Origin of the sequence: Serratia sp. J2, from assembly GCF_046269175.1 — a bacterium.
GTDB classification, from domain to species: Bacteria; Pseudomonadota; Gammaproteobacteria; order Enterobacterales; family Enterobacteriaceae; genus Chania; species Chania fonticola_C.
Genome location: NZ_JBKABN010000016.1, coordinates 24,625 through 50,987, shown reverse-complemented (window position 1 = coordinate 50,987; position 26,363 = coordinate 24,625). Strand labels below are relative to the sequence as shown.

Sequence of the window (26,363 nt, the reverse complement as noted above, 5' to 3'; positions counted from 1 at the left end):
CAGGATTAGAAGCCCACGCCCACGCCAATATAAGGGCCATCGGCTATCGCGTTGTCGCGGTTGCCGTCTTTACCTTCGATGTTGATGTAACGATAACCGACATCCACATTGAACGGACGAACGTTTAAGCGCACCCCGCCATTGGCCTCGTTATAAGCTTTTGCCCCGCTGGTCAAAGACTCCGGCGCAAAATAGCCTTCACCATACAGGCTGAGATAGCGGTTGAGCTCCCATTGCAGACCGCCTCCTAATGCCAATGCTCCGCCATTTTTGCCATCTTCCGGGCTAAGATAAATGGCCTTGCCGCCCACGGTAGCCGTCAAAGGCCCAACCGGCAGGCCGAAGCTCAATCCCAGGCTACCAATGTCACCATCATGATCGCTACGGATCCAGTTGCCGCTGATCCCCAAGCCCGCCGTTGTGCCCCCCAAGCCTACACCAAGGTTGGTGTAATGTTCCCCTGCCTCACCGCTCACGCTGATCGCATTGGCAGAGCCAGCCACAAACAGCAAACCTGCTGCGCACGCGACTAAAGTTTTGTTCATTATTGATCCTTTTCATTCTTCATCATCAAGGAGTGATGATGTCTATCACCGCAAAAAACACACGGGTCAGTGTAACCGAGTTGTCATCAATTCCCGGCTAATTTAAAGCAATAAACTGTTAATTTTTCAATAAACTGTAAATAAATAACCATCCGTCACCGCCAAAATTGCAACGATAAGTGCTGCCTATTTGCCGAGGAGTGCGAATGAGTCTACAACTAGTAGTGTCTTTGATGGAGGTCAGCAGGGCAGGCCTTTTCATTAGTTAACATGATGAAGATCTACAGCACCCGAAACTGAGCTATCAACTTAACTGCAACAGAGTAAGGAGCAATTGATGAGCAAGAAAGGATTAACTACCGCGGCTGGCGCGCCCGTTGTTGATAATAATAACGTGATCACCGCCGGTAAGCGCGGTCCGATGCTACTTCAAGACGTTTGGTTCCTGGAAAAACTGGCCCACTTTGACCGAGAGGTGATCCCAGAGCGTCGTATGCATGCCAAGGGGTCCGGAGCTTACGGCACCTTTACCGTCACCCACGATATAACCCAGTACACCCGCGCAAAAATCTTCTCTGAGGTTGGTAAGCAAACCGAGATGTTCGTCCGCTTCTCTACCGTTGCCGGTGAGCGCGGGGCTGCCGACGCCGAACGTGATATCCGTGGCTTTGCCATGAAGTTCTATACCGAGGAAGGTAACTGGGATCTGGTCGGTAATGATACCCCGGTGTTCTACCTGCGCGATCCACTGAAATTCCCTGATCTGAACCACGTGGTAAAACGAGATCCGCACACCAACCTGCGCAATCCGGTGTACAAATGGGACTTCTTCTCCCATCTGCCTGAATCACTGCACCAGTTGACCATCGATTTCAGCGACCGTGGCCTGCCTAAATCCTACCGTCATATGCACGGTTTCGGCAGCCACACCTTCAGCTTTATCAATGCCAATAACGAGCGTTTCTGGGTCAAGTTCCACTTCCGCTGTGAGCAAGGCATTGAAAACCTGATGGACGATGAAGCAGAAGCCATCATCGCCAAAGATCGTGAAAGTTCGCAGCGCGATCTGTTCGACTCCATCAAGAACGGTGACTTCCCACGCTGGAAACTGCAAATCCAGATCATGCCAGAGCATGAAGCGTCACAAACCCCGTATAACCCGTTTGACCTGACCAAAGTCTGGCCGCACGGTGACTATCCGCTGATCGATGTCGGCTTCTTCGAGCTGAACCGCAACCCGGATAACTACTTCTCAGAAGTGGAACAAGTGGCCATGAACCCAGCCAACGTGGTGCCTGGCGTCAGCTTCTCACCGGATAAAATGTTGCAGGGCCGTCTGTTCTCCTATGGCGATGCGCACCGCTACCGCCTGGGCGTCAACCATCACCAAATCCCGGTCAACGGTGCCAAATGCCCGTTCCATAACTATCACCGCGACGGGGCGATGCGGGTGGATGGTAACAGCGGCAACGGCGCAACCTATGAGCCAAACAGCTTTGGGGTGTTCCAGGAGCAGCCAGATTTCAGCGAACCACCATTGAGCATCGAAGGTGCCGCCGATCACTGGAATCATCGTGAAGACGACGATTACTACAGCCAACCGCGCGCGCTGTTCAATCTGCTGAGTGCCGAGGAGCACCAACGTATGTTCACCCGTATCGCCGGTGAGCTGTCGCAGGTGCCAGAACAGATCCAACGCCGTCAGGTTGAGCTGTTCACCAAGGTACATCCTGATTACGGCAGCGGCGTTGCCAAGGCCCTGGGCCTGAAATAATCGGTTACACCAATAGCAAGGCCGCCCTCGGGCGGCCTTTTTTGCAACGCTACAGATTATGCCTGCAGTTGGCTACTCGCCCACTGTTGTAGACGACGGCGCGAAATCTTGATGCCGCCGTTTTTTAGCTCGTCGGGCAACGCCAATGCGGCAATCGGCCGCTGGAAGTTCGCCAGCCGGTCCTGCGCCCAAAGCATTAACCCCTCCAGCGTCAACTCGCCTTCCAGATCGACCACCGCTACCGGCCGTTGGCCAAACTCTGCATCGTCAATCGGCACGATAAACACCTGCAACACCTGTGGATGCGCGGCAAACACACGTTCCACATCTTCCGGCTGAACGCCTTCCCCGCCGCTGAAGAACAGGTTATCCAGCCGGCCAATAATACGCAGTTCACCCTGCTCCATCGCGCCACGATCGCGGGTATGGAACCATCCTTGCTCGTCGGTAATGGGCACTAGCTCGCCCCGCAACCAATAACCCAGCGCCAAGCTGGTGGAGCGGATCCAGACCTCCTGATCCACCAGGCGTATTTCACGGCCTGGTAAAGGTGCCCCAACGCCGGGCAGCTCGTCGGCACGCTTGGCGCAAACCGTTGAAGCCAGCTCCGTCAAACCATAGCCGCACCAGCAGTGGATCCCTACCGCCTCGGCCTGCTGGGTGAGTGACACCGGGATCATCGCCCCGCCGAGCAGCACTTCTTTTAGCGCATGCTTGGCCATCGGTTCAGACAGCAAGCGCCAAAGTTGAGTTGGCACCAGCGAAGCATGGGTACATCCCGCCAACGCATCGGCCAAGGGTTGCATTTCACGCACCACAAGCTGTGCACCCACCGCCAGCCAGCGCCAGATAATGCCCTGACCAGACACGTGAAACAGCGGCAGCGAGAGCAGCCAGCTGTCCTGCGGCTGAAACTCCAGCAGTTGCAACACGCCATCGGCACTGGCAAGGTGGCCGGCATAACTATGGGCGGCGGCTTTTGGCAAGCCACTGGAGCCGGAAGTCAGCGTCAACGTCGCCAGTCTTTGTTCATCCCACGGTAACAACCGCAAGTGGCACTCATCAACGCCCGGCGGCGACAAGACGATCGCGCCAGGGGGCAACTCAGGCAAGCCATCCGGGCTGAAAGCAAAGTCGATATCCAGATCCGGCAGCAGAGCCGCCAGCATCGGCGCAGGCAGCGTCGGATTGAGCGGCAGCAGGCGCGCACCGCACTGCAAAAGCGCCAGATAGGCTAACAGCAGCGGATAGCTGTTTTTCCCACACAGCAGCACACCGCTACCGGGTAACACGCCCTGGCGCTGAAAGTCGGCAGCTAACACTTCCACCTGCCGTTGCAGCATTAACCAACTGACCGGCTGTTGTTCAAAGATGACCGCGGTCGCCTGCGGGCGCTGTTTGGCCCAATGCCGCCACGGCCAATCACTCAACTGCGCCATACACACTCCAAGGTATCAATGCCTAATAGCGGCAAGGTGCTCTCTGGCCAGTTGCGTATCAACTGGGCTTGCATCAGGTTCAACGTATCCAAACCTGGCACCGTGTGCGGCGTCAGCCAATGCGCAATGCGCGCCAGTTGTGTCAACCCCAGACTGGACTCAATGCTGGAACTGATCACCGCCACCAATCCGGCCTGATGCGCCTGCATCACCAGTTCACGGCAGCGGGCCAGGCTACCCACCAAGGTCGGCTTGATCACAATCGCTGCCACGCCCGGCTCGGCCTGCACGACAAAATCGGCTTCACGCACGCTTTCATCCCAGGCGATGGCAATCCCGGTTGCCTGAGCAAACTCACGGGATTCGTCACGGGTTTTGCAGGGCTCTTCCAGAAACGCGATGCGATCGCGCCACGCTGGGTTAACGTATTTGGCAAAACCGTCCGCTTTGGCACGACTCCAACTGCGGTTGGCATCCAGCCGTAGCTTGAGATCGGGCAAGGCTTCCAGCAATACGTTGACGACCATGCCATCCCGTACCGCCTCATACAGCCCCACCTTGACCTTGGCCACTTTCTCCCCCGGCAGCGCAGCCAACAGATCGAACAGCTCGTCGGGATCGCCGGTGCACAGCGGTGCCTTGCGGTAGTCGGCCTGCGTTGGCAATTGCCCGGCCAGCTCTGCCAAGGCACAGCTGGTGCCGAAAGCCACCGACGGCCACTCGCTTTCCACAGGCAGTTCACCCGCAACCCAAGCCTGCACCCAGGCCAAGGTAGCCTGCTGCGCCTGGTCGAGCGTCTCTTGGCTGAACTCCGGTAAGGGAGCTATTTCCCCCCACCCTTGCTGCCCATCCTGCTGCAGATGGATCAGTAAGCCATCTCGGGTTTTCAGCCGCTGGTTGCGCAGCACCACGCCCGCCTCCATCGGCAGGCTATAGCGATAGATCGCAGCAACACGGGTTAGTGCCGTCATTACGGGTTACGCTTGAATTTGCTGAAGTCAGGCTGGCGTTTTTCGATAAATGCGTTGCGCCCTTCCTGGCCTTCATCGGTCATATAGAACAACATGGTGGCGTTACCCGCCAGCTCTTGCAGCCCGGCCTGGCCATCGCAGTCGGCGTTCAGTGCGGCTTTCAGGCAGCGCAAGGCCATTGGGCTGTTCTGCAACATTTCACGGCACCAGCGCACGGTCTCTTTTTCCAGATCGGCCAACGGCACCACGGTGTTGACCAGGCCCATCTCCAGCGCCGCAGCGGCGTCGTATTGGCGGCACAGGAACCAGATCTCACGGGCCTTCTTCTGGCCGACGATACGCGCCATGTAGGAAGCGCCCCAGCCGCCGTCAAAGGAGCCGACTTTCGGCCCAGTCTGGCCAAAGATGGCGTTATCGGCCGCAATAGTCAGATCGCACATCATATGCAGCACGTGACCGCCGCCGATGGAATATCCGGCCACCATCGCCACCACCGGCTTAGGGCAGGTGCGGATCTGACGTTGGAAGTCCAGCACGTTCAGGTGGTGCACGCCGCTGTCATCACGATAGCCGCCGTAGTCACCGCGCACTTTCTGATCGCCACCGGAACAAAAGGCTTTATCCCCGGCACCGGTAAGAATGATGGTGCCGATGCCGTCGTCATAGCGCGCGTTCGACATCGCCTCGATCATTTCCTTCACCGTGTGCGGGCGGAAGGCGTTACGCACCTGCGGGCGGTTGATGGTAATTTTGGCAATGCCATCGCTGGACTTGTGATACAGGATGTCTTCGAAATCACCCGAGCAGTCCTGCCAGTCGATCGCGGCGTACAGTTGTTCTTCATTGGGATACAGCATGTTTGGTTCCTTTTTTTGCAAGAAATGCATCGAGCGCGGCGGCAAAATCTGCCGGATTGGCCAGATGAGCGTTATGACCCGCTTCTGGCACGGTTTGCAATGGCAAACCGGCATCACGCGCCAACGCCTGAAACTTGTGATCGTCGGCACCGCATAACACCATCACTGGCAGTGCCAACTGTTGTAATTGTGGCACCAGCCAAGGTTGGCGCCCAAGAGACGTCGCCTCCAGCATATCGGCGATGGCCGGGCCATGGTTGTCGGCACGGGCGGCGATCAGCGCCTCGCGGTGTACCGGGCTGAGGTTGGCAAAAACCGGTTGTAAATACCAATCGGCCAACACCTTTCTGATCCGCTCCGTGCGGAAACGCTTCGCCCAGGCGGCATCGTGGGCACGCCGCTGGGCACGTAAATCTTCGTTCTCCAGCCCTGGATTACCGCCCTCGATCACAATGCCTTGCAGCCCTTGCGCTTCGCCGCAGCAAGCATGGTACATGGCAATGCGCCCACCGAGTGAATAGCCCACCAGCCAGTAACGCTCAATATTATGCTGTTGCAGCGTGGCGGTGATTTGCCTGCTGACGTCGGCAAAGTCGAGGCAGGATTGATCGGCAGAATCACCATGACCGGGTAAATCAATTGCCAGCGAGGGCCACTGTTCACAGCGCGAGGCGATCACCCGCCACTCATTGTTGTTTCCCAGCAAGCCATGCAGCCAGATCAGCCAAGGGCGTTGGCTTTCGCCTTGTTGTAACACGCGGGAAGCCAGCATCAGTTTGCCCCCATTTTTTGCACCAGATGTTGCAGAGTTTCTGCTCCATCGCTCGGCGGCACCTGCAACTCAATCAGCGTGGCTCCGCTGTGACGCCAGGCCTTTTCCACTGCCTGCTGCAACTGTCCCCAGTTTTCCGGGCAGGCATAATCAAGCTGGAACATGGCTGCCGCCTGGCTGAACTCCACATCCTGCGGCATACAGTAAAACCGCTGGCGCTCAGGTTCCGGCGTTGGCAACAGCGAGAAAATCTGCCCGCCATTGTTATTCACCACGATCAGCACCGTGGGTGCCGAACATTGGCGCAACAGTGCCAGAGCGTTCAAATCGTATAGCGCGGAGAGATCGCCTACCACGGCCAACGTCGGCTTGGCGGTAGCACGCTGGACCCCAGCCGTGGTGGAGATTAAGCCGTCGATACCGCTGGCCCCACGGTTGCTGAACACCGGATAGCCAGCAGGCAACTGGGTTAAGGCATCGATCAGGCGCACAATCAGGCTATTGCCGAGAAACAGCTGGCCGTTCTCCGGCAACAGCTCAGGCAGGCGATGGGCCAGTTGAGCCTCACCAAACCGGTTAACCAGGTATTGCGACGTCGCATCAAGGGCATCATCCGCCAACGCGGACAGATCGCCAGCCCAAGGTGAGCGAGGCTGCGCCGGATGCAGATCGAGCCACTCGCCAACAGTAGAACGAATACGGCGGCCACGATGATGCGCAGGATCGAGACGCCCAGGCAGATCGTCAATCAGCCAGAACTCCTCCGGCTGGCAGCGCTCCTGCCACTGCAACAGGCGTTTTCCCGTTAGACTGCTGCCAAACTGCACCACCAACTGCGCGCTTGCCAACAGATCGCGAGCCTGGGGGTTAGCCAGCCATAAGTCGGCACAGGGCAACGGTTGCCCCGTTTGCGAAAGGGCATCGCCGATCAACGGCCAACCAAGCATGCCCGCCCATTCAGCCAGTTGCACGCCCTCTTCCGCCCCCATCCTGCCAGCGATAATCACGCCGCGCTTCTGCCGCCAGAAAAACCAGTCAGGCTGCTTAATAACCTGATGGGGATCCATTTCACGCAGCCAAGGGTGCGTATCCTGCCACCAGTCCCCTAACTCTGCCGACCACTGCTCATACAGCTGTTCATCTCCGCCATATAACGGCTCCGCAAACGGGCAGTTGATATGCAGGGCACCCTGCCGTAGGCGCGCCATCGCGCTGTCCAAGGTAGATACCAACCAGCGAGCCGGAATATCCGGGCTTGGGCGTGGCAAATCGATGTTCAAGGTGGGGTGGCTCGAGTAGAGGCCGTTTTGGCGGATCGCCTGATTGGCGCCGCAGTTAATCAATTCCGGCGGACGATCGGCGGTGAGAAACACCAGCCGCTCCCCGGTTAGCCCAGCTTCGATCAGGGCAGGATAAAGATTTGCTGCCGCGGTACCCGAGGTGACGATCACCGCCACTGGCTCACGCGTGGCCTTTGCCAGGCCGAGCGCTAAATGGCCCAGGCCCCGCTCATCGAAATGAGTATGACAGACAAAAGCGCGGTTCGCGGCAGCGGCCAACGTAAGAGGCGTGGAGCGCGATCCCGGAGCGATACAGACATGCCGCACTCCATGGCGGACCAGCGTTTCCAGCAACAACGCCGCCCACCGGCGATTAAAAACACTTGTCGACATATTTCGCTCATCAGTAGTAAACAGAGGTTACGCGCCGAAGCCTACCCAAAGGAGGTAGCGAACCGGGGATCATAACTCTGAATTATATAAGTAATTATCTTTACGGCTTTTGCGCTGGCGCAAAAACGCCGTATTTCCCTGTGGCAGGGGGCCTGCAATAAATCAATTTCGACCCACCCATGCCAAATAGCGCCCCAAAATAGAACAAAAAAGAAACATATAAGACACAACAAGTTTACACACGAAGATCGGCCTGCTCAATGCGCCTGCCCAGAATGTTCTGACTGCAACAGAGTGCGTAAGCCCGCCGCCTTGTTTTCGATCTCTTGCCACTCCTGCGCCGGATCGGAACCGGCCACAATCCCCGCACCGGCATACAGCTCAACCCGAGCATCCTCGATCTGGCAGGAACGCAGCGCAACGCAGAACTCAGCCTGTGCCGCAGAAAGATAACCCGCAGAGCCGGCATACCAACCGCGGGAAAAAGGCTCATGCTGGCGGATAAACTCACGCGAGGCCTGGCGCGGCAACCCGGCCACCGCAGCCGTCGGCTGCAGTCTTTGCAGGCAATCGGCATCATCACCCTGGTTCAGTTGCCCTTCAATACGCCGCCGCAGATGCTGTACCTTGCGCAACCGCACCACTTCTGGTGGCAACACATCGACCGCTCTGGCACCGCCTTGCAAACGCTGGCAGATATCATCGACCACCAGCAGGTTTTCCTGTTGGTTCTTGCTGTCTTGCAGCAACCACTGGGCCAGTGCCTGGGCCTGCCGCTCATCGGGATGGTTGGCAACCGTGCCCGCCAACGCTTCGGTCAGCAAATGTTTTCCCTCACGCAGGTACAATCTTTCCGGGCTGGAGCCAAGAAATGCGGAATGTGCATCAAAGCGCAGCATAAAGTGGTAGCATTGGTGATTCACCCTGCGGCTGGCGGCCATCATCGCAGGGGCAAACAACGGACTCTCCAGCGTCAACACTGAGCTGCGCGCCAAGACCACCTTATCCATCTGCTGCCGATTTATCGCCTTCAGCGCATCGCGCAGCATGATTTCCCACCCGGAACGTTCCGGCTGATGCTGCACCGACAGCACTTTCACCTGTAAATTCTCGATCGGTTTGATCACCAGCAGATTTTCAAGCCAGGCAAGCGCCGCTTGGGCATCATCACTCAATGCCTCTTCAGAAAACAGGTTTAGCGTCAGTTCACATTTGCCTTGGCGATTAAGAATTTCCAGGCGCGGCAAAAACAGCTGGGCGTCACCGTCAAAGGCTGTCAGCCCCCATAAACGGGCCGCAGGATAGGCATTCACGAATGCCTGCGCCATCGAAGGGTGTGAAAACTGCCGCAAAGCGCCGCACACCGCCGCCTCCTGCCGCCCTTCGCGATGACGCCAGTAGAATTGAGGGAACAGCACCTGCGCCGCCAGCCACTCCAGCAGCACATCGCTCAGATGGCCGGGAACCACCAGCGTAAGCTGCCGAAATCCGGCTTCACGGGGAAAGCCGTGCCCAAGCTGCTGACGTAGCCGCCGCAGCAATCCCGAAAGTTGTTCCACTACCACCTCATTAACCAAACGCTATGTGGGGAATTATACGGTAAATCAACCCTCACGGGCGGAAAAAAAGCGCTTATTAACCCATACCTTCCGCCGCTAATTATTTATTAAAATTGAAGTTTAAGATTAAAAAACGACCACACGCGCGCGACGGAACTATACTTAGAAGTCATGTTCCTGCCGCAGTGAAATCTTGTCATATCAAATCGATAGTTAAATCAAGATGTTCACAGCCTCCCAACGGTATTAACCCGCTGTCCTTTGGGTCAGATGTAAGGAGCTTTTTGCGTGAAAGAAATACTTATCAATTGGTTAAAGAAGCAGCGTCGCCGTCCCAAAGTGGCCCGGTTGCCCTTACGGCATAATCGGGCTACTGCAGAAACCCCTCCCGCCAGCAACATCAAGGCAGAGCTGTTTTCGGTCGATCAAATGGAACGCTACGGCCAGCGCCTGGCACGCTCCCATAAACTGGCAACCCATAAAACGCCCTACTATTTGCTCAAACGTCTCGATAACAACGAGCGGGTATTGACGGACAGTTGCCGCAGGTTGAGCAACGATAAGAAAAACACTATGACCCCGGCGGGCGACTGGCTGCTGGATAATTTTTATCTTATCGAGGAGCAGATCCGCGTCGTTCGGCACCATCTGCCGAAAACCTTCGGGCGTGGGCTGCCACAGTTAGCCGCCCCGCACAATTGCCCACGAATTTTCGATATCGCCACCGAAGCTATTGCTCACGGCGACGGGCGATGGGATGCCGAGAGCCTGACGCGCTATATTGCTGCCTACCAAAAAGAGGCCAATCTGACCCTGGGTGAGCTTTGGGCGTTGCCGGGCATGCTGAGGCTGGCGCTGATTGAGAACCTGCGCCGCGTGGCGGTAGAAGTGGCCCAGGCGCAAGAAGAGCGTAGCCTGGCCGATAGTTGGGTGACCAAAATGCTGGAGTCGGCGGAAAACGATCCGGCCAATCTGATCATTGTCATTGCCGATATGGCACGCTCCAACCCGCCCCGCACCAGCGCCTTCGTAGCAGAACTGGTGCGTCGTCTTCAGGGGCACGGGACCATGCTGGCGCTACCGCTGACCTGGGTTGAGCAACGACTGGCCGAAGTCAGCCTGACCTCCGATGAGCTTATCCATCGTTTCAACCAACAACTTGCAGTCAGCCAACTTTCCGTCAGCAACAGTATCGCTGGCCTGCGGCAACTGAGTGAAATGGATTGGGCGGAATTTGTTGAGACCATGAGCAAGGTCGATCAGACGCTGCGCGAAGACCCAACCGGGATTTATCCTTTAATGCATTTCGATACCCGAGACAACTATCGTCATGTGATCGAGAGGCTGGCTCGCCACTGTTCTTATAACGAGGTTGAAGTAGCGCAACACGCACTGAATATGGCACGGATCGCCGCCGAAGATCCCCGCAACGATCCACGTACTCATCACATCGGCTATTACCTGATTGACCATGGGCGCACGCAGTTAGAACAACAGCTCGACGTTCGGCTTAGCCGTATTACGCGCATCCGCCAGGCGCTCAGCCAATCCCCACTGCTTTCCTGGCTGGGCAGCATCAGCCTGCTCACAACGGCCTGCTGGGCCTTGCTGTTACGCCATGCCCACCAAACCGGGCTCACCTGGGGATTGTTGATCTTGCTGTTCCCCTTGGGGATGGTGCTCGCTCAGTTCGTCATTAGTCTGCTCAGTGAGATCACCACCCGTAGCCGTTCTCCGCAGCCGCTGCCAAGGCTGGATTTTTCCTGTGGTATCCCGGCAGAGTTCCGCACGCTGGTTGCCATTCCTACGCTGATAAGCAGCAAGCCGGGCATTGACCAGTTGATCAACACGCTGGAGGTTTGCTACCTGGGCAATGCCATGAAGCACCTGCATTTTGCCCTGCTCACCGACTTTAATGACTCGCCTCGACAACAACACCCCGACGATGCCGAACTGCTGGCCTATGCCAGCCAAAAGATGAGCGAGCTCAATGCGCAGTATGCCTGCGAAGGGCCAAGCCACTTTTTCCTGTTCCATCGCGATCGCCAATGGAATGAGAAACAGCAGAGCTGGATGGGGTTGGAGCGTAAACGTGGCAAGCTGAACGCGCTGAACGATTGGCTGCGCAACCGTGGCAATGCGTTTACCACCCAGATTGGCCAAGGGCTGGAGGTGCTGAAAAACGTCAAATACGTAATCACCCTGGACAGCGATACCGTGCTACCGCGTGAAACCGCACATCGGCTGATCGCCGCCATGGCCCATCCCCTGAATCAACCCCAGTATGATGCCAAGCTGCAACGGGTGGTGGAGGGTTATGCCATCCTGCAACCCCGCATGGCCGAAGAGATCCCCACTTATGGCCAGAGCCGTTACGCCGCCCTTTGCAGCAGTACGCCGGGCAACGATCCTTATACCCAGATGGCTTCAGATATCTATCAGGATCTGTTTGGCGAAGGCTCGTTTATCGGCAAAGGGATTTATGATGTTGACGTCTTCTCCCACAGCCTGAAGGGCACCTGCCCAGAAAACCTGGTGTTAAGCCACGATCTGCTGGAAGGTTGCTATGCCCGTTCCGGTTTATTGAGCGACGTCTTGCTCTATGAGCAGTATCCGAGCAACTATCTGGTCGATGTTGCCCGCCGCACCCGCTGGATCCGCGGCGATTGGCAGCTATTGAACTGGTTGCTGCCCCGGGTCACCACTGAAGACGGTTCGCGGGCCGCTAACCCATTAAGCCCTTTGTCACGCTGGAAACTGTTCGATAACCTACGCCGCAGCCTGGTAGCCCCCTGCTTCCTGTTGCTGCTGTTCTTTGGCTTAACCTGGCTATCGGATACCGCATACTGGTTGGCGGTGTTCGTCATTATTCTGCTGTTGCCCACGCTGCTGGCGCTGTTGCAGGATGTGGTGCGTAAGCCCCCGCGTCGGCCCGTTATTCAGCACTTACAGCTGGCACTGAAGGGTTCACTGCATCGGCTGTGTCAGATTGGTCTGCGTCTGGCCGAGCTACCTCATGAAGCCTGGTACAGCCTGAAGGCTATTGGCATCACCCTGTGGCGTTTGTTGATCAGCAAACGTAATCTGCAAGAGTGGACCAGCTTCGACCGATCCAAACACCATCTGACCGTCACGCTGGCGAATTTTTACCGCAACCTGTGGATCAACCCGTTTGCTGGCGTTTCATTGTTGCTGTTGGCCGCCTTTTCCAGTCCGATAGCGCTGTTAGCCGCTATCCCGCTAGCCGCCTTGTGGATCCTGTCACCGTACCTGCTTTATTCGCTCAGCCTGGAGCCACAGCGCAGCAAAACAGCCATCGACGATCGCCAGCGCCGCTTCCTACGCCAGAGCAGCCGCGAAACCTGGGAGTTTTTCGCTACCTTTGTCACCCAGCAGGAAAACTGGCTACCGCCGGATAACTACCAGGAAATTCCAGAGCCGGTAGTGGCGCACCGCACGTCACCCACCAATATCGGGCTGGCGTTGTTGGCCGACCTCACCGCCTATGATTTCGGCTATATCACCCTCAGTGCAGCCTTGCAGCGTATTACCCTGACGTTGAATACGCTCGATCGCATGGAGCATTATCGCGGTCACCTGTACAACTGGTACGACACGCGCACCCTGGAGCCCCTGAATCCACGTTATGTTTCAAGCGTGGATAGCGGTAATTTCGCGGGCCACCTGCTGACCCTCAGCTCTGGCCTGCCAGCATTGACTATGCAGCCAGTTATCGAACCAGCCCGCATTCTGGCCGGAGTGGAAGATACGTTGCTGATACTGGAGCAGCACTGGGGTAACGCCGCACCGAAAGGATTAACCAAGCTGCGTAAACACTGGGAACAGGCGCAAAACGCCCATCCGGCGGCACTACAGGCTGAACTCAATGAAATGCGTAACCACTGTAACGGATTGCAGGAACCTGCTCTGCAACAGGGCGACGAGGTCAAACGCTGGGCCGGTAACCTGCACCAGCAGCTCAACGATCTGTGCACCGAATGGGCATTATGGTTTAGCTGGCTGAGCGACAGCATGCCGGAGCTGGAACAAATCCCTAGCTTGCATTGGTTGGCCAACCCACCTGAACGGCTAACGCTGTCGACTGAACAGCAAACACAGTTGGATGCCGTGCAGCAGTTGGCAGCGGAACGCCTCGAACAGTTGGCGCAGTTGGCACGGCGCCTGACAGCAATGGCGCAAATGGACTTCAGCTTCCTGTATGACGAAGCCACCCATTTACTGACCGTCGGTTTCAACTGCGATCAAAACCGTGCCGACAGTGGTAAATACGATCTGCTGGCCTCGGAAATCCGCCTGACCAACTATGTAGCGATTGCCACCAACCAAATTCCGCAACGTAGCTGGTTTGCGTTAGGCAGGCTGTTTACGGTGATCGACAAGGAGCCAGCGCTGATGTCCTGGAGCGGCTCAATGTTTGAATACCTGATGCCGCAACTGGTGATGCCGGCCTATCCCGATACGTTGCTGGTGCAAATGTGCCGCTCTGCAGTCGAGCGGCAAATTGCCTGGGGCAAGGAGCGCGGTGTACCGTGGGGGATTTCCGAGTCCGGTTACTTCGGCTTTGACGCTTTGCAAAACTACCAGTATCACGCCTTTGGTGTGCCGGGGTTAGGGCTGCGGCGTGGGCTGGGTGACGACATGGTGATCGCCCCTTACGCCACCATGATGGCGCTGATTGTCGATCCGGACAGTGCCTGCAGCAACCTGGTGGAGCTGGAAAAAAACGGTGCCAAGGGCCGTTATGGCTTCTATGAAGCGCTGGACTACACCACTTCACGCCTCAGCCGGGGGCAGTTGTATGTCATCGTTCGTTCCTATATGGCTCACCACCAGGGGATGAGTTTCCTGGCGCTGTCACACCTGCTGCTGGATGCACCGATGGTGAAACGCTTTGCCAGTTACCCCGCCTTCCAGTCAACCCGCTTGCTGTTGCAGGAACGGGTGCCTGATGCGGTTGAGCTGTACAGCACCCGCCGCCACTTCGAAACCCATGACGGCGCGATTACACCGGCCAGCTTCGCCGCGCGTGAGTTCACCCGTGTGGATACACCGATCCCGGAAGTACAGCTGCTGTCGAATGCCAACTACCATCTGATGATCACCCAAACCGGCGGCAGCTACAGCCGCTGGCAAAATCTGGCGCTGACCCGCTGGCGTGAGGATGCCACCTGCGATAACTGGGGCGCATTCTGCTACCTGCGCGATCCGCAAACCGGTGAAGTGTGGAGCAATACCTGGCACCCTACCGGCGACACCGAGAAAGGCGGCTATCGCGCCGTCTTCAACGATGCCGGGGCAGAATTCCAACGCAAGCAGGGGCTGCTGTCGGTGAAAACCCAGGTGGTGATCTCCCCTGAGGACGACATCGAACTGCGGCGCTTAACCTTGGTGAACCGGGGCAAACAGCCGCGGACCATAGAGATCACCAGCTATGCTGAAGTGGTGCTGGCCCCGGCCAGCAACGATTTGGCCCACCCGGCGTTCAGTAATCTGTTTGTCCAAACCGAGCTGTTGCAGGAACAGGATGCCATTCTGTGCCATCGCCGCCCGCGTGAGCCGAAAGAAAAATCGCCGTGGTTGCTGCATATGATGTCGGTCCAAGGTTCCAGCAGCAAAACGTCCTTTGAAACCGACCGGGCCAAGTTTATCGGCCGTGGCCGCACGGCAGCCAACCCGCAGGCGCTATATCAGAATCAACCCCTGACCAATAGCGCTGGGCCGGTGATCGATCCGATCATCGCCATCCGTCAGCGGATCCGGCTGGAACCCAACGTGCCGCTGACGCTGGATATCTTCTACGGCGTGTGTGAAGACCGCGCCACCAGCCTGGCGATGTTGGAGAAGTACCGCGACCGCCATATGGCCGACCGTATTTTCGAACTCGCCTGGTCGCACAGTCAGGTGGTGTTGCGCCAGTTAAACGCCAACGAAGAAGACGCCAATCTGTTTAACCGCCTGGCCAGCGCGGTGGTGTTCCCGGCGCAGGAAATGCGTGCCGCCAGCAATGAAATCATCAATAACCGCCGCGGACAGTCCGGCCTGTGGGGCTATTCGATTTCCGGCGATCTGCCGATCGTGCTGCTGTCCGTCACCGACATTGAGAATATCGGGCTGGTGCAACAGCTCATTCAGGCACACAACTACTGGCGACTGAAAGGATTGCTGGTCGACCTGGTGATCCTCAATGAGGATTCCGGTGGTTACCGGCAAGATCTGCAAAATCGGATCATGGGGCTGATCGCCGCCGGGATGGAGTCTTCCCTGACGGACAAACCCGGAGGGATCTTCGTACGCTCCAGTGAACATATGTCACCGGAGGATCACACCTTGCTGCTGAGCGTAGCGCGGATCTATCTGGATGACCGCCGCGGTGGCCTGACGGAGCAACTCAACCAAAGGTTGCAACTGCCGCAAACGCTGCAACAGCCATTGGGGCCGCCGACTGCCTCCTCCAAACTGGCGACCATGGCCAATTTACCGCGTAATCTGCATTCACCGCAGTTGCCGATCATTGACAAGCTCCAGTTCTACAACGGGTTTGGCGGATTCTCGGAGGATGGTAGCGAATATGTGATCGCCATGAACGAAAGCAAGGTGACGCCGGCTCCGTGGTCAAACGTTATCGCCAACCCGATGTTCGGCTCGGTGATCTCTGAAAGCGGCCAAGCCTACACCTGGTATGAGAATGCGCATGAATACCGCCTGACGCCTTGGGATAACGATCCGGTCAGCGATCGCAGCGGCGAGGCTTTCTATCTGCGTGATGAAGAAAGTGGTCACGTCTGGTCACCAACGCCGCTGCCCGCCCGTGGGCGCGGCCATTACCTGACGCGTCACGGTTTTGGTTACAGCGTGTTTGAACACCGGGAAGGCGGTATCGACAGCCAGTTGACGATGCTGGTTGCCAAAGACGCCCCGGTAAAACTGTTCCTGCTGACGCTCACCAACACCTCTGGCCGTACGCGTAAGCTTTCGACTACCGGCTATGCCGAGCTGATCCTCGGTGATTTACGCCAGAAATCGGCCATGCACGTGGTCACCCGCGTAGCCACCCCGCCTGGCGGCTGTGGCATCCTCGCCACCAACCATTACACCAGCAGCGGATCGCCACGTACTGCGTTCTTCGGCGTTACCGGAGTCCATTGTTCGGTCACTGGCGATAGGCGGGAATTCATTGGCCGTAACGGTTCGTTGGCCGCTCCTGCCGTGCTTAAGCTGCGGCGGTTATCCGGCAAGACCGGTGCCGGGTTGGATCCCTGTGGCGCGGTGCAATCCGCCATCAGCATGATCGATGGCGATCAGCGCAGCTTTGTGTTTGTGCTTGGCCTGGGACAAGATGGCGACGAAGCCGAATCCCTGCTGCGCCAGTACCTCAACGAGGAGGCTTTGCAACACGAATTGCAGCAGGTCGATGCCCATTGGGACAAGATCCTCAACAAGGTGCAGATCGGTACGCCTCATCCAGCGGTTAACCTGCTGGCTAACGGCTGGTTGCTGTATCAAACCCTCTCCTGTCGCATTCACGCACGCAGCGGTTATTACCAGTCCGGCGGCGCATTTGGCTTCCGCGATCAGCTCCAGGATACCTTGGCCCTGACGCATGCCTTGCCTGAGCGGATGCGTGAGCAGATCCTGCTGTGTGCTTCGCGCCAGTTTGTTGAAGGCGACGTTCAGCACTGGTGGCATCCACCACAGGGCAACGGGGTGCGCACCCGCTGCTCCGATGATTACCTGTGGTTGCCGTTGGCGATTTGCCACTACCTCGACGCGACGGACGACTCATCGATCCTCGAAGAACAGGTGGGTTATCTGGAGGCCCGTATACTGGCACCAGGTGAGGAGTCTTCTTATGAACAGCCGGGCATCAGCCCGAAACAGGAAAGCCTGTATCTGCACGGGGCCAGGGCGCTGAAGCATGGCCTGACCTTTGGCGAGCATGGCTTGCCGCTAATGGGGGCCGGTGACTGGAACGACGGCATGAACATGGTGGGATTGGAAGGCAGAGGCGAGAGCGTTTGGCTGGGCTTCTTCCTGTTCTATATTCTGCAACGCTACGGCAAACTGGCCACCCACCGCGGCGATCTGGAGCTGGCGGAACTGTGCCGCGAGGAAGCAGAAAAACTGCGCGCCAACCTGCACAATAACGCCTGGGATGGCGAATGGTATCGCCGTGGTTACTTCGATAGCGGAGAACCCCTGGGTTCACACCAAGCGGCGGAATGCCGCATTGATGCCATAGCCCAGAGTTGGTCGATCCTTTCCGGTGCGGGTGACAAAGATCGCAGCGCACAGGCAATGCAATCTCTGGATAAGCACCTGGTGGACGACCAGGCCGGCATCATCAAACTGCTGACCCCACCTTTTGACGGCAACGGCCCGAACCCTGGCTACATCCGGGGTTACCTGCCCGGCGTGCGGGAAAACGGCGGTCAATACACTCACGGGGCGGTATGGGCGGTGATGGCGTTCGCCGAGATGGGCAATATCGAGCGCGCCTGGGAATTGATGGCGCTGATTAACCCCATCAACCACAGCCTGGATAGCACCGCAGCGGAACGCTACAAGGTCGAACCTTATGTCGCCACTGCCGATATTTACGCGGTCGCCCCACACGTTGGGCGTGGGGGATGGAGCTGGTATACCGGCTCGGCGGGCTGGATGTATCGGCTGATCGTCGAGTCGCTGTTGGGGCTAAAACGCCACGGCAATACGCTTTCCATCCACACCCGCTTACCGGCAGATTGGCCGCCGGTCACCCTAACCTATCGTGAAGGGGAAAGCGAATATCACTTCACCCTGCGCCAAGGGGAAGGAGAAACGCAGGTGATTATTGATGGTGTGTTGCAGCAGGAAGCGGTGATTAACTTGGCTGATGAGGCTAAAATCTACCAGGTGGAGGTAATTCTGGGAAAGCAATAAGGGACACAGTAGCTAAATAGCGGTGTTTAATACCGCTACACCCGAAGCTTGAGACAGGAGGGAGTCATTGCAGGTTAGCCGACCGTTAAGCGCAGGGATGCGCGATTGCGAGCCCCCTGGGACGGGTTTACGGCGTGTCGGCGTTCTGCATGACTCCTTCCTGTGACACTATTCAGCAGCTTCCACTGCCTTACTAGTTTTACTTACGGGCCAGCAATAGCCCAAGCACCAAACCTACTGTGGCACCAATGCCGACACTGTGCCAAGGTTTGCCACGGACATAGTCATCGGCGCGACATGCCACCTCTTTCGCCCGCACGTAGTAACACTCCGAGCTATTCGCCAGGCGCGACTTTACGTCTTTTAGCGCCCGCTCGGCATGGGATTTGATATCCGTATAGGCCTGATCGGCTCGATCGCCAGAGTAATCCAACACGTCTTGTAGCGTGTCGCTCAGCATTCTCAGATCGTCATCCAGCGTCGTTTGGTTCTCGTCTCGGTTTTTCGCCATCTTTAAGCTCTCCGTTAGTAGTCAATTCAACGTTGCTTAGCTATCAACAACCCTTGGTCGTAGTCCCATGGTAGGACACGACCTGAATACACGCCATCGGAATGTTGATGAAAAAGGAGGCAGGACAAGAAACTGACGCCCTTTCAGGCGTCGGTGGAGGCCTGTTCGGCCAGCGCTACAGAGGGGGATTTACGGCGTGCGGCCAGCCACAAGCCACTGTTTTTCATCGCGTAGCCAAACAATAGCCCGACCAGCAGTGAGGCGGTGATCAATGGCCAGTTACCGTCACCGGCGAAGGTGGCGCAGGCACCGATAAAAGTCCCGGGAACAAAACCAAGCCATTGCTGTTTAGCCTGAATGCACATCAGGAAAGCGACAACGCCGGTCAGCAGGTAGCCCAGAATGCTCCAGGCGGGTTCCAATGCGCTACCGTGAATAATGACCATCGCCCAGAACACGCCGCTCAAACAGGTCAGTGTGCTGATTGCCAGGCCCTTGAGGCCACCTTGCGGACAGGCAAAATAGGCCGTGCAGCCAAGAAAGCCCGCCCAACTGATTAGCCCAAGGCTGATGGCAACCCAGCCCCATACGCCGGAGAGAATACCGGTAGTTACCGCAATGGCAAAAATGACGTTCATAATCCTGATCCGCTAAAAATAATCCACCTAGTTTACGCGAAACCAGACCGCCATATGTGATAAAAATCACATATAAAATGCAATTTGATATATGAAAATCACAATAATGAGATTTTAATCACAAAAATAGCGTGTTTTTTCATCATGTAAGGCGTGAATACCTGTAGCCACATTACTGAGTTAACGCGGTAATACCGATCTACCATCGACCAGCAACGTTAAAAAATAACCAGGTTCAGCGCGGGAAGCCCACTCGCGTAACCCATATGCCCAACCCTACACACACCATGGCGCTGACCAGAAATAGCAGGTTAACCGCCAGTTGCAGGCTGGCATGATCGATGATACTGCCAAGCAAAATAGGCACCCAGTTGGCAACATAAGCAATCACATAGAACAGTGAGATCAGGCGTGCATGGCTGGCTTTGGGTGAAATCAGGTTAACCAGTGTCGCACTGCCGACAAAGATGGCTCCGTAAGCATAACCGGCAATAACCATCCCCGCAGCGGCCAGCCCCAGCGAATGGATCTGAATGGCTTCGGCAAATACCACCACCGCTAACGCCTGTGCCAGGCAGCCAAACATCAGCGAATGCCGCGCATTAATTTGGCGGCTCAGGATCTGGCTGGCTCCGGCAATCAGCAGATAGACCGCAATCACGTAGCCGAAACTGCTGCGGTTTTGCATGCCCAACAGCGTTTCCGCCACGTTGGGGCCGATAGCCAGAATGCTGGCAGCCAATGCCCAGCAGATAAATAGCGCACCGGCACACACCAAGAATCGGCTCCCGGTCGCACGCAGGCCCGCAGCCAAGGTATTTTCCCCTGCCCCTGCCTCCTCTGCCAAACTGACGCTAGCTTTGACCACCACGCGCGCAGGCCAGCTCAGCATAATCCCCAAAGCGGCCATCGTTGCTACCACCATGATGATCACAAACGGCATTGAGGTGGTATGAAAACCGGTCTGCAACGCTATACCGCTAAAAATCGGCCCCAATGCCAACCCGGCAGTAAAGGACAGGGTAGCAATTAACGCCGCCTGCTTGCCGCCGTCCGTTGGGCCAAAACGCACCAACGCAATATTTGCCGCACCGGTCAACGCCCCTGTGCCTACCCCGGCCAGCAAGCGAGCCATCAGCAGCAGAGAAAATGAATCGGCCAGGGCAAAAAGCAATGCCCCCAGCAACACCACCAGTAGCGCCGGGACGATCATGCTGCGTAAATCTTTTACCTTGCCAGCCAGGTTGCCCACGGCGAACAGGGAAATCAGTACGCCAGCAGCATAGGCCCCGTAGATCAGGGTCAAGCTGACCGACGTCAGTGCCAGTTGCTGTTGGTACAAGGGATAAAGCGGCGTTGGCGCACTGCTGTTGAGCAGTGCCGACATCAATGCCAGTGCCAGAAACAGCACAATGGCTCCAGCCGAGGAAGTCGTATTGGCTCGCGCGGTTTTATCAGCGGCTACACCGTCGGTCATGATTTTCTCCCTAAATACGCAGGCAAATCACCTCACCCGCAAAATATCAGGCGCTCATCATACCGTTCAGAGCTGACCGCCCAAACCACCAACAATGCAGCACTATGATGCATTGTTGCAGGTGGCCGGCGGCAAAATCACACCGAAGCCGTTGCTACCTTTTTAGCGGGTGCACGACGCAAAATGGCCAACGCTCCGGAAAGGATGATCAGCACCATGCCCGCCGCGGCAATAAACGACAGGGTCTGGGCAAAAATCAGGTAGCCGAGCAGCGTGGAGAAAATGATCGTGCTGTAGGAAAGAATGCCGACGGTGACCGCATTGCCACCGCCATAGGCGCGGGTCATGGTGATCTGCCCCAGGCTGCCGAATACACCGATAGCGCAGACGTAAAGCAAACTGGTCGCATCCAACGCCGCGAATCCGACAATCGAACTCATCACCACGCCGAACAAGGTTCCGACCAGCGAGAAGTAAAACACCACACGCAGCTCAGGCTCCCCGGTACGCACCAGTTTGCCGACGTTGAAATAGGCCAACGCCGTCAGCAACCCAGACAGCAGGCCAATCAGGGTGGCGGTATATTCCCCGCTCGGTACATCTGGACGCAACAGGATCAGGATGCCCACAAAGCCCAGCAGCACCGAGAACAGCAACCTGCCGGTCAGTTGACCTCTGGCCGTGACGAAGGTGATCACCGATTGGAAAATCGGATTGGTATAGCCCAGCGTGGTTGCGGTGGCGATAGGCAGATGGATCAGCGCATAGAAGCCGCAATACATGGCCGCATTGCCAATCGCGGCACGCTTCATGTGCAAGCCAAGATGGCGGGTACGAAAACCGATATTTTTGATTTTTATCAGCGCCGCCACGATGGCCACGTTGATCAGAGAGCGGTAAAAAATAATATCGAAGAAACCGACCTTGGCCGAAGCCAGTTTGATGCAGGCCCCCATCAGCGCGAAGAACACGCTGGCAGCGACCATCCATAAAGCAACCATGATTTCCCCAGAATGCGGCCCAGCCGGCCTGCAGATAATCCCTTGCTCGGCGGCTTTCACCGTCGGAAATGTGTTAGCGACACCAACCAAGAATACCAGTATTTTTGCGCAAAATGGATTGCCTGCTACAAATAAGCTTGCTCCACAACCTCACGCAGATGCATTTACTTACCGCTTACCAGATAATAACTCTCTCAACCGCCGCTGGCGGTCAAAATAAATCGGATGCCACCAAGGACACTGCACAATGAATTGGGATGATGCACGCTTCTTCCTGGCGGTGGCACGCTGCGGTACGTTACGCAAGGCCGCCCATGAGCTTCACGTCGATCAAGCTACCGTTGGGCGGCGGATCACCGCTTTCGAACAGGCGTTGGGTTCAAAGCTGTTTATTCGCACGCCAAAATCCTTCTCGCTCAGCCCGCTGGGTGAAGCCATGCTGGCAGAAGTGCTGGCGATGGAAAATGCGGTTCAGGCTATCGCCCGTAAAGCCAGCAGCGGCGATCAAAGCCTGGCGGGCGAGGTGCGCATTGCCACCACCGATACCTTGGCCGAGGCCTTTGTGATACCGGCACTGAAACGGCTGCGCGAGAAATACCCGCATATCACCATCACGCTAGTGACGGCACTCAATATCTCCGACATCTCCTATCGCGGAGCCGATCTGGCTATCCGTGGTGCTCGCCCTGAATCTGATGAACTGGTCATCAAACGTCTGGCAACTATTGAGATGGGATTATATGCCACGCAGGGTTACCTGGACCAACACGGAACGCCGAGTAAAGGCGACCATCTGCGCGGCCACGATTTGCTGATGTTCCCACGCGACCTGGTGCCGCGCCATTGGGAAAACTTCGGCGGCGAAGCGCTAAATGAGCCAAATGTGGTGCTGCAATGCAACTCACAGCTGTTACTGCGTTCGGCAACGCGCAACGGATTGGGCATCGGCCTGCTCTCTTGCTTCCTGGCCGATAGCGATCCCGATCTGGTGCGTATCCTCCCGGAGAATCAGGACTGGGTAGATATCTGGCTGGTGTTACATCCGGATCTGCAACACACGGCAAGAATACGCGCGGTAGTTCAAGAACTGGAAGACTCGTTTAACAGCGTCTAACCCACAAAAAACAAGGGCCGCCATTTGGCGACCCTTGTTGTCTAGCTCGAGATCAATCAGAACATCGGCTGTGCCATCTGCACCAGCGTGATCAGCGGCTGCGGGTAGATACCCAGCAACAGCACCAACGCGGCAGAGATCAGCACCACCACACCACCGGCGGTCAACGCCCAGTTGTTTGGCGTATCACGAACCAGCGTTTCAGGCGCACTGAGGAACAGGCTGACGGTCACACGCAGGTAGTAGTACAAACCGATCGCACTACCCAGCACTACGGCACCGGTCAACCACCACAGGTGAGCACTGACGCCCATCGCAATCACGAAGAACTTACCGATAAAGCCCAGCGTCATCGGGATACCGGCCAGGGACAGCATCATCACCGTCATCACCGCTGACAGGATTGGCTTGTGCCAGAACAGGCCGCGATAGGAGAACAGCGAGTCGGCGTCCGGACCACGGTACGGGCTGGACATCAGGCTAACCACACCGAAGGCACCCAGGCTGCTGAACAGGTAACCGGCCAGATAAACCCCGGCGGTTTCCAGCGACAGCTGGTGGGTTTGCACCGCAACCAGCGCCACCAGCAGATAACCCAAGTGAGCGATCGAGGAGTAACCCAGCAGTCGCTTGATGTTGGTCTGGCTGATCGCCATCAGGTTACCGAACAGGATCGAGCAGACGGCGATGATAGACAACACCATCCGCAGCGCTTCGTTGTCCGCAGCCGGTGCGTACAGGAACAGACGCATCACGACGGCGAAGATCGCAATCTTGCTGGCAGTAGCCAGGAAGGTTGAGACCGGCGCTGGCGCCCCTTGATACACATCCGGCGTCCACAGTTGGAAAGGTACCAGGGAGAGTTTGAAGCCCAGACCGACGATCATCATGCCCATGCCTGCCAGGATCAGCGGCTGATGCATCATGTTCTCCTGCATGCTCTTGCCCAGGCCTGCCAGTGACAGGTCACCGGATTCGGCATACAGCAGCGCCATGCCGAACAGCAGGAAACTCGAGGCCGCCGCAGACAGCACCATGTACTTGATGGCCGCTTCCAGCGAACGCTTCTGGCGATAGGCATAACCTATCAGACCAAACAGCGGCAGCGAGATCAGCTCAATACCCAGGAACAGTGAAGCCAGGTGGTTGGCGCTCGCCAGCAGAATGCCACCCATGGTAGCAATCAGCACCAGCAGGTAGAACTCTTCGCGGTTATCCGGGTAACCCACCAGCCATGGATAGGCGAAGGTACAGGTTGCCAGACTTGCCAGCACCACCAACCCGGTATAGAACATCGAGTAACCGTCAACCCGCACCAGCGGGGTGACGTCCATTGGGCCTACCTGGCCAACAAAGTAGAGTGAAAGCAGCGCCAGGTTAAGACCGATCACTGTCAGGGTGGCGTTGATAAAGTGGTCGCGTCGCCACGCAATGCACAGCATCACAACCACCACCGTCAATCCGACGATCAACAGCGGTAACAGTGCGATCAGTTGTTGAGGAGTTATTGTCATGGCGAATTACGGCCTTGTTGTTGAAATTGCTGAAACTGACGGACCAAACCAGTGTTGCACGTTGCTCATCGCCGCACTTGAGGTATCGAGGATTGGCTGAGGATAAACACCCAGCAGCACCAGCAGTACCACCAACAGCAGAATGATAAACAGTTCACGTGCGGTCATGCCCGGCAACGGTTGATCAGATTTCGGGGTGCCGTAGTAGGCACGCTGCATCATGATCAACGAGTAAACCGAAGCAAACACCAGACCGAAGGTAGAAATCACGGTGATCACCGGCACAACCTGGAAGCTGCCGAACAGGATCATGAATTCACCGACGAAGTTACCGGTACCCGGCATCCCCAGGGTTGCCACCGCGAAGAACAGCGACAGCGCAGGAAGGTACTTGATACGTCCCCACAAGCCGCCCATCTGACGCATATCGCGAGTATGCAGACGCTCGTACAACTGGCCACAGATGATGAACATACCGGCGGCAGACAAGCCGTGGGCGATCATCTGGATCACTGCGCCCTGGTAAGCCAACTGGCTACCGGTGTAGATGGCGATCAGTACGAAGCCCATATGGGAAACGGAGGTGTAGGCAATCAGACGTTTGATATCGGTCTGCGCGAACGCCATCCAGGCACCGTAGAAGATACCAATCACACCCAGCCACATGGCGATAGGGGCAAACTCGGCGGACGCGTTCGGGAACAGCGGCAGGCTGAAACGCAGCAGGCCGTAGGCCGCCGTCTTCAGCAAGATCCCCGCCAGGTCGACAGAACCCGCCGTTGGTGCCTGGCTATGCGCATCCGGCAACCAGCCGTGCAATGGCACCACCGGCATTTTCACCGCAAATGCGATAAAGAAGCCCAGCATCAACAGGTATTCAACGTTGTGCGACATCGGGGTTTTCAGCAGATCTTCGTAGTTGAAGGTCCACACACCGGTCGCATTGTAGTGCACGAATACCAGACCCAGGATCGCAATCAGCATCACCAGACCGCTGGCCTGGGTATAGATGAAGAACTTGGTTGCTGCGGTGATACGGGTTTTACCATCCGATGCCTTATGACCCCACAAGGCGATCAGGAAGTACATCGGCACCAGCATCATTTCCCAGAAGAAGAAGAACAGGAACAGGTCGATGGCCAGGAACACGCCGATCACGCCGCCCAGGATCCACAACAGGTTCAGGTGGAAGAAGCCCTGATACTTCTGGATTTCACGCCAGGAACAGAGGATCGCCAGCACGCCCAGGAAACCGGTCAGCACTACCATCAGCAGTGACAGGCCGTCCAGCGCCAGGTGAATGCTGATGCCAAAGCGCGGGATCCACGGCAACATAAACTCAGACTGCCACTGCGGCACGCCCTGCGGTTTTATCAACGAATAGCCCCCCTGCAACCACAGTTGCAGAGAAAGCGCCAACGTCAGCCCCATTGCGATCAACGCTATCCAGCGCGGCGCCTTAGTACCGAAACGCTCGCACTGCCAGCACAGCAGACCGCCGATAAAGGGGATAAGAATTAGCCAAGGTAATAGCATGGCGTTTTGTGTCCCTTATATGAATAATCTAAAAAACTTGTA

The 26,363-nt window shown here is 56.8% G+C and carries 16 protein-coding genes; 3 read left to right on the top strand and 13 right to left on the bottom strand.

Features of this window, described 5'->3' with window-relative positions; all coding sequences use genetic code 11:
• Nucleotides 1–5: 5 nt before the first annotated feature.
• Nucleotides 6–545: a YfaZ family outer membrane protein gene (locus ACKWMY_RS16925; RefSeq protein WP_024529611.1), complete on the bottom strand. Its 540-nt coding sequence runs from the start codon at nucleotides 543–545 to the stop codon at nucleotides 6–8.
• A 337-nt stretch (nucleotides 546–882) separates the two neighbouring features.
• On the opposite strand from ACKWMY_RS16925, the gene katA reads away from it, so the two are divergent.
• The gene (gene katA, locus ACKWMY_RS16920; RefSeq protein WP_024529610.1) at nucleotides 883–2,319 is read left to right on the top strand and encodes a catalase KatA; all 1,437 of its coding nucleotides are present in this window, start codon (nucleotides 883–885) and stop codon (nucleotides 2,317–2,319) included.
• A gap of 56 nt (nucleotides 2,320–2,375) precedes the next feature.
• On the opposite strand, the gene menE is transcribed toward katA, so the two are convergent.
• The 6 genes from menE to menF all read right to left on the bottom strand — a co-directional run bounded on the left by menE (nucleotide 2,376) and on the right by menF (nucleotide 9,590).
• Nucleotides 2,376–3,758, bottom strand: a complete 1,383-nt coding sequence (menE, locus tag ACKWMY_RS16915; RefSeq protein WP_409486641.1) for an o-succinylbenzoate--CoA ligase — start codon at nucleotides 3,756–3,758, stop codon at nucleotides 2,376–2,378.
• Nucleotides 3,746–4,729 (bottom strand): o-succinylbenzoate synthase, encoded by a 984-nt coding sequence (gene menC, locus ACKWMY_RS16910; protein ID WP_024529608.1) that lies wholly within the window; start codon nucleotides 4,727–4,729, stop codon nucleotides 3,746–3,748. The genes menE and menC overlap by 13 nt, the downstream gene beginning before the upstream one ends.
• On the bottom strand, nucleotides 4,729–5,586 hold the full coding sequence (gene menB / locus ACKWMY_RS16905) for a 1,4-dihydroxy-2-naphthoyl-CoA synthase (RefSeq protein ID WP_024529607.1): 858 nt from the start codon (nucleotides 5,584–5,586) through the stop codon (nucleotides 4,729–4,731). The genes menC and menB overlap by 1 nt, the downstream gene beginning before the upstream one ends.
• Nucleotides 5,570–6,358, bottom strand: a complete 789-nt coding sequence (menH, locus tag ACKWMY_RS16900; RefSeq protein WP_199062416.1) for a 2-succinyl-6-hydroxy-2,4-cyclohexadiene-1-carboxylate synthase — start codon at nucleotides 6,356–6,358, stop codon at nucleotides 5,570–5,572. The genes menB and menH overlap by 17 nt, the downstream gene beginning before the upstream one ends.
• A complete protein-coding gene (gene menD / locus ACKWMY_RS16895; protein WP_199062417.1) occupies nucleotides 6,358–8,031 on the bottom strand; it encodes a 2-succinyl-5-enolpyruvyl-6-hydroxy-3-cyclohexene-1-carboxylic-acid synthase in 1,674 nt (557 codons plus the stop codon). The genes menH and menD overlap by 1 nt, the downstream gene beginning before the upstream one ends.
• Before the next feature lie 257 nt (nucleotides 8,032–8,288).
• Nucleotides 8,289–9,590, bottom strand: coding sequence for an isochorismate synthase MenF (gene menF, locus ACKWMY_RS16890; protein ID WP_211135524.1), 1,302 nt, complete (start codon nucleotides 9,588–9,590; stop codon nucleotides 8,289–8,291).
• A 288-nt stretch (nucleotides 9,591–9,878) separates the two neighbouring features.
• Here menF and ACKWMY_RS16885 point away from each other — a divergent pair, with 288 nt between their 5' ends.
• Nucleotides 9,879–18,530 carry a GH36-type glycosyl hydrolase domain-containing protein gene (locus ACKWMY_RS16885; protein ID WP_409486640.1) on the top strand — a complete coding sequence of 2,884 codons (8,652 nt, stop codon included), beginning with the start codon at nucleotides 9,879–9,881 and terminating at the stop codon, nucleotides 18,528–18,530.
• A 199-nt stretch (nucleotides 18,531–18,729) separates the two neighbouring features.
• Here the strand turns inward: ACKWMY_RS16885 and elaB are convergent, their stop codons facing one another.
• From elaB to ACKWMY_RS16865, 4 genes are all read right to left on the bottom strand, one after another.
• Complete coding sequence (gene elaB, locus ACKWMY_RS16880; RefSeq protein WP_024529602.1) at nucleotides 18,730–19,041, bottom strand: stress response protein ElaB; 312 nt, start codon at nucleotides 19,039–19,041, stop codon at nucleotides 18,730–18,732.
• Nucleotides 19,042–19,184: 143 nt separating this feature from the next.
• Nucleotides 19,185–19,679, bottom strand: coding sequence for a DUF1097 domain-containing protein (locus ACKWMY_RS16875; protein WP_024485129.1), 495 nt, complete (start codon nucleotides 19,677–19,679; stop codon nucleotides 19,185–19,187).
• 235 nt (nucleotides 19,680–19,914) lie between these two features.
• Nucleotides 19,915–21,156: an MFS transporter gene (locus tag ACKWMY_RS16870; RefSeq protein ID WP_409486639.1), complete on the bottom strand. Its 1,242-nt coding sequence runs from the start codon at nucleotides 21,154–21,156 to the stop codon at nucleotides 19,915–19,917.
• A gap of 137 nt (nucleotides 21,157–21,293) precedes the next feature.
• On the bottom strand, nucleotides 21,294–22,157 hold the full coding sequence (locus ACKWMY_RS16865) for a DMT family transporter (protein ID WP_024529599.1): 864 nt from the start codon (nucleotides 22,155–22,157) through the stop codon (nucleotides 21,294–21,296).
• 247 nt (nucleotides 22,158–22,404) lie between these two features.
• Here ACKWMY_RS16865 and ACKWMY_RS16860 point away from each other — a divergent pair, with 247 nt between their 5' ends.
• On the top strand, nucleotides 22,405–23,271 hold the full coding sequence (locus ACKWMY_RS16860; RefSeq protein WP_074028090.1) for a LysR family transcriptional regulator: 867 nt from the start codon (nucleotides 22,405–22,407) through the stop codon (nucleotides 23,269–23,271).
• Between the two features lie 56 nt (nucleotides 23,272–23,327).
• Here ACKWMY_RS16860 and nuoN read toward each other — a convergent pair whose 3' ends face one another.
• Both nuoN and nuoM read right to left on the bottom strand, forming a co-directional pair.
• Nucleotides 23,328–24,785, bottom strand: coding sequence for an NADH-quinone oxidoreductase subunit NuoN (gene nuoN, locus ACKWMY_RS16855; RefSeq protein WP_021805986.1), 1,458 nt, complete (start codon nucleotides 24,783–24,785; stop codon nucleotides 23,328–23,330).
• Between the two features lie 6 nt (nucleotides 24,786–24,791).
• On the bottom strand, nucleotides 24,792–26,321 hold the full coding sequence (nuoM, locus tag ACKWMY_RS16850; protein ID WP_024529597.1) for an NADH-quinone oxidoreductase subunit M: 1,530 nt from the start codon (nucleotides 26,319–26,321) through the stop codon (nucleotides 24,792–24,794).
• Between the last annotated feature and the right edge of the window lie 42 nt (nucleotides 26,322–26,363).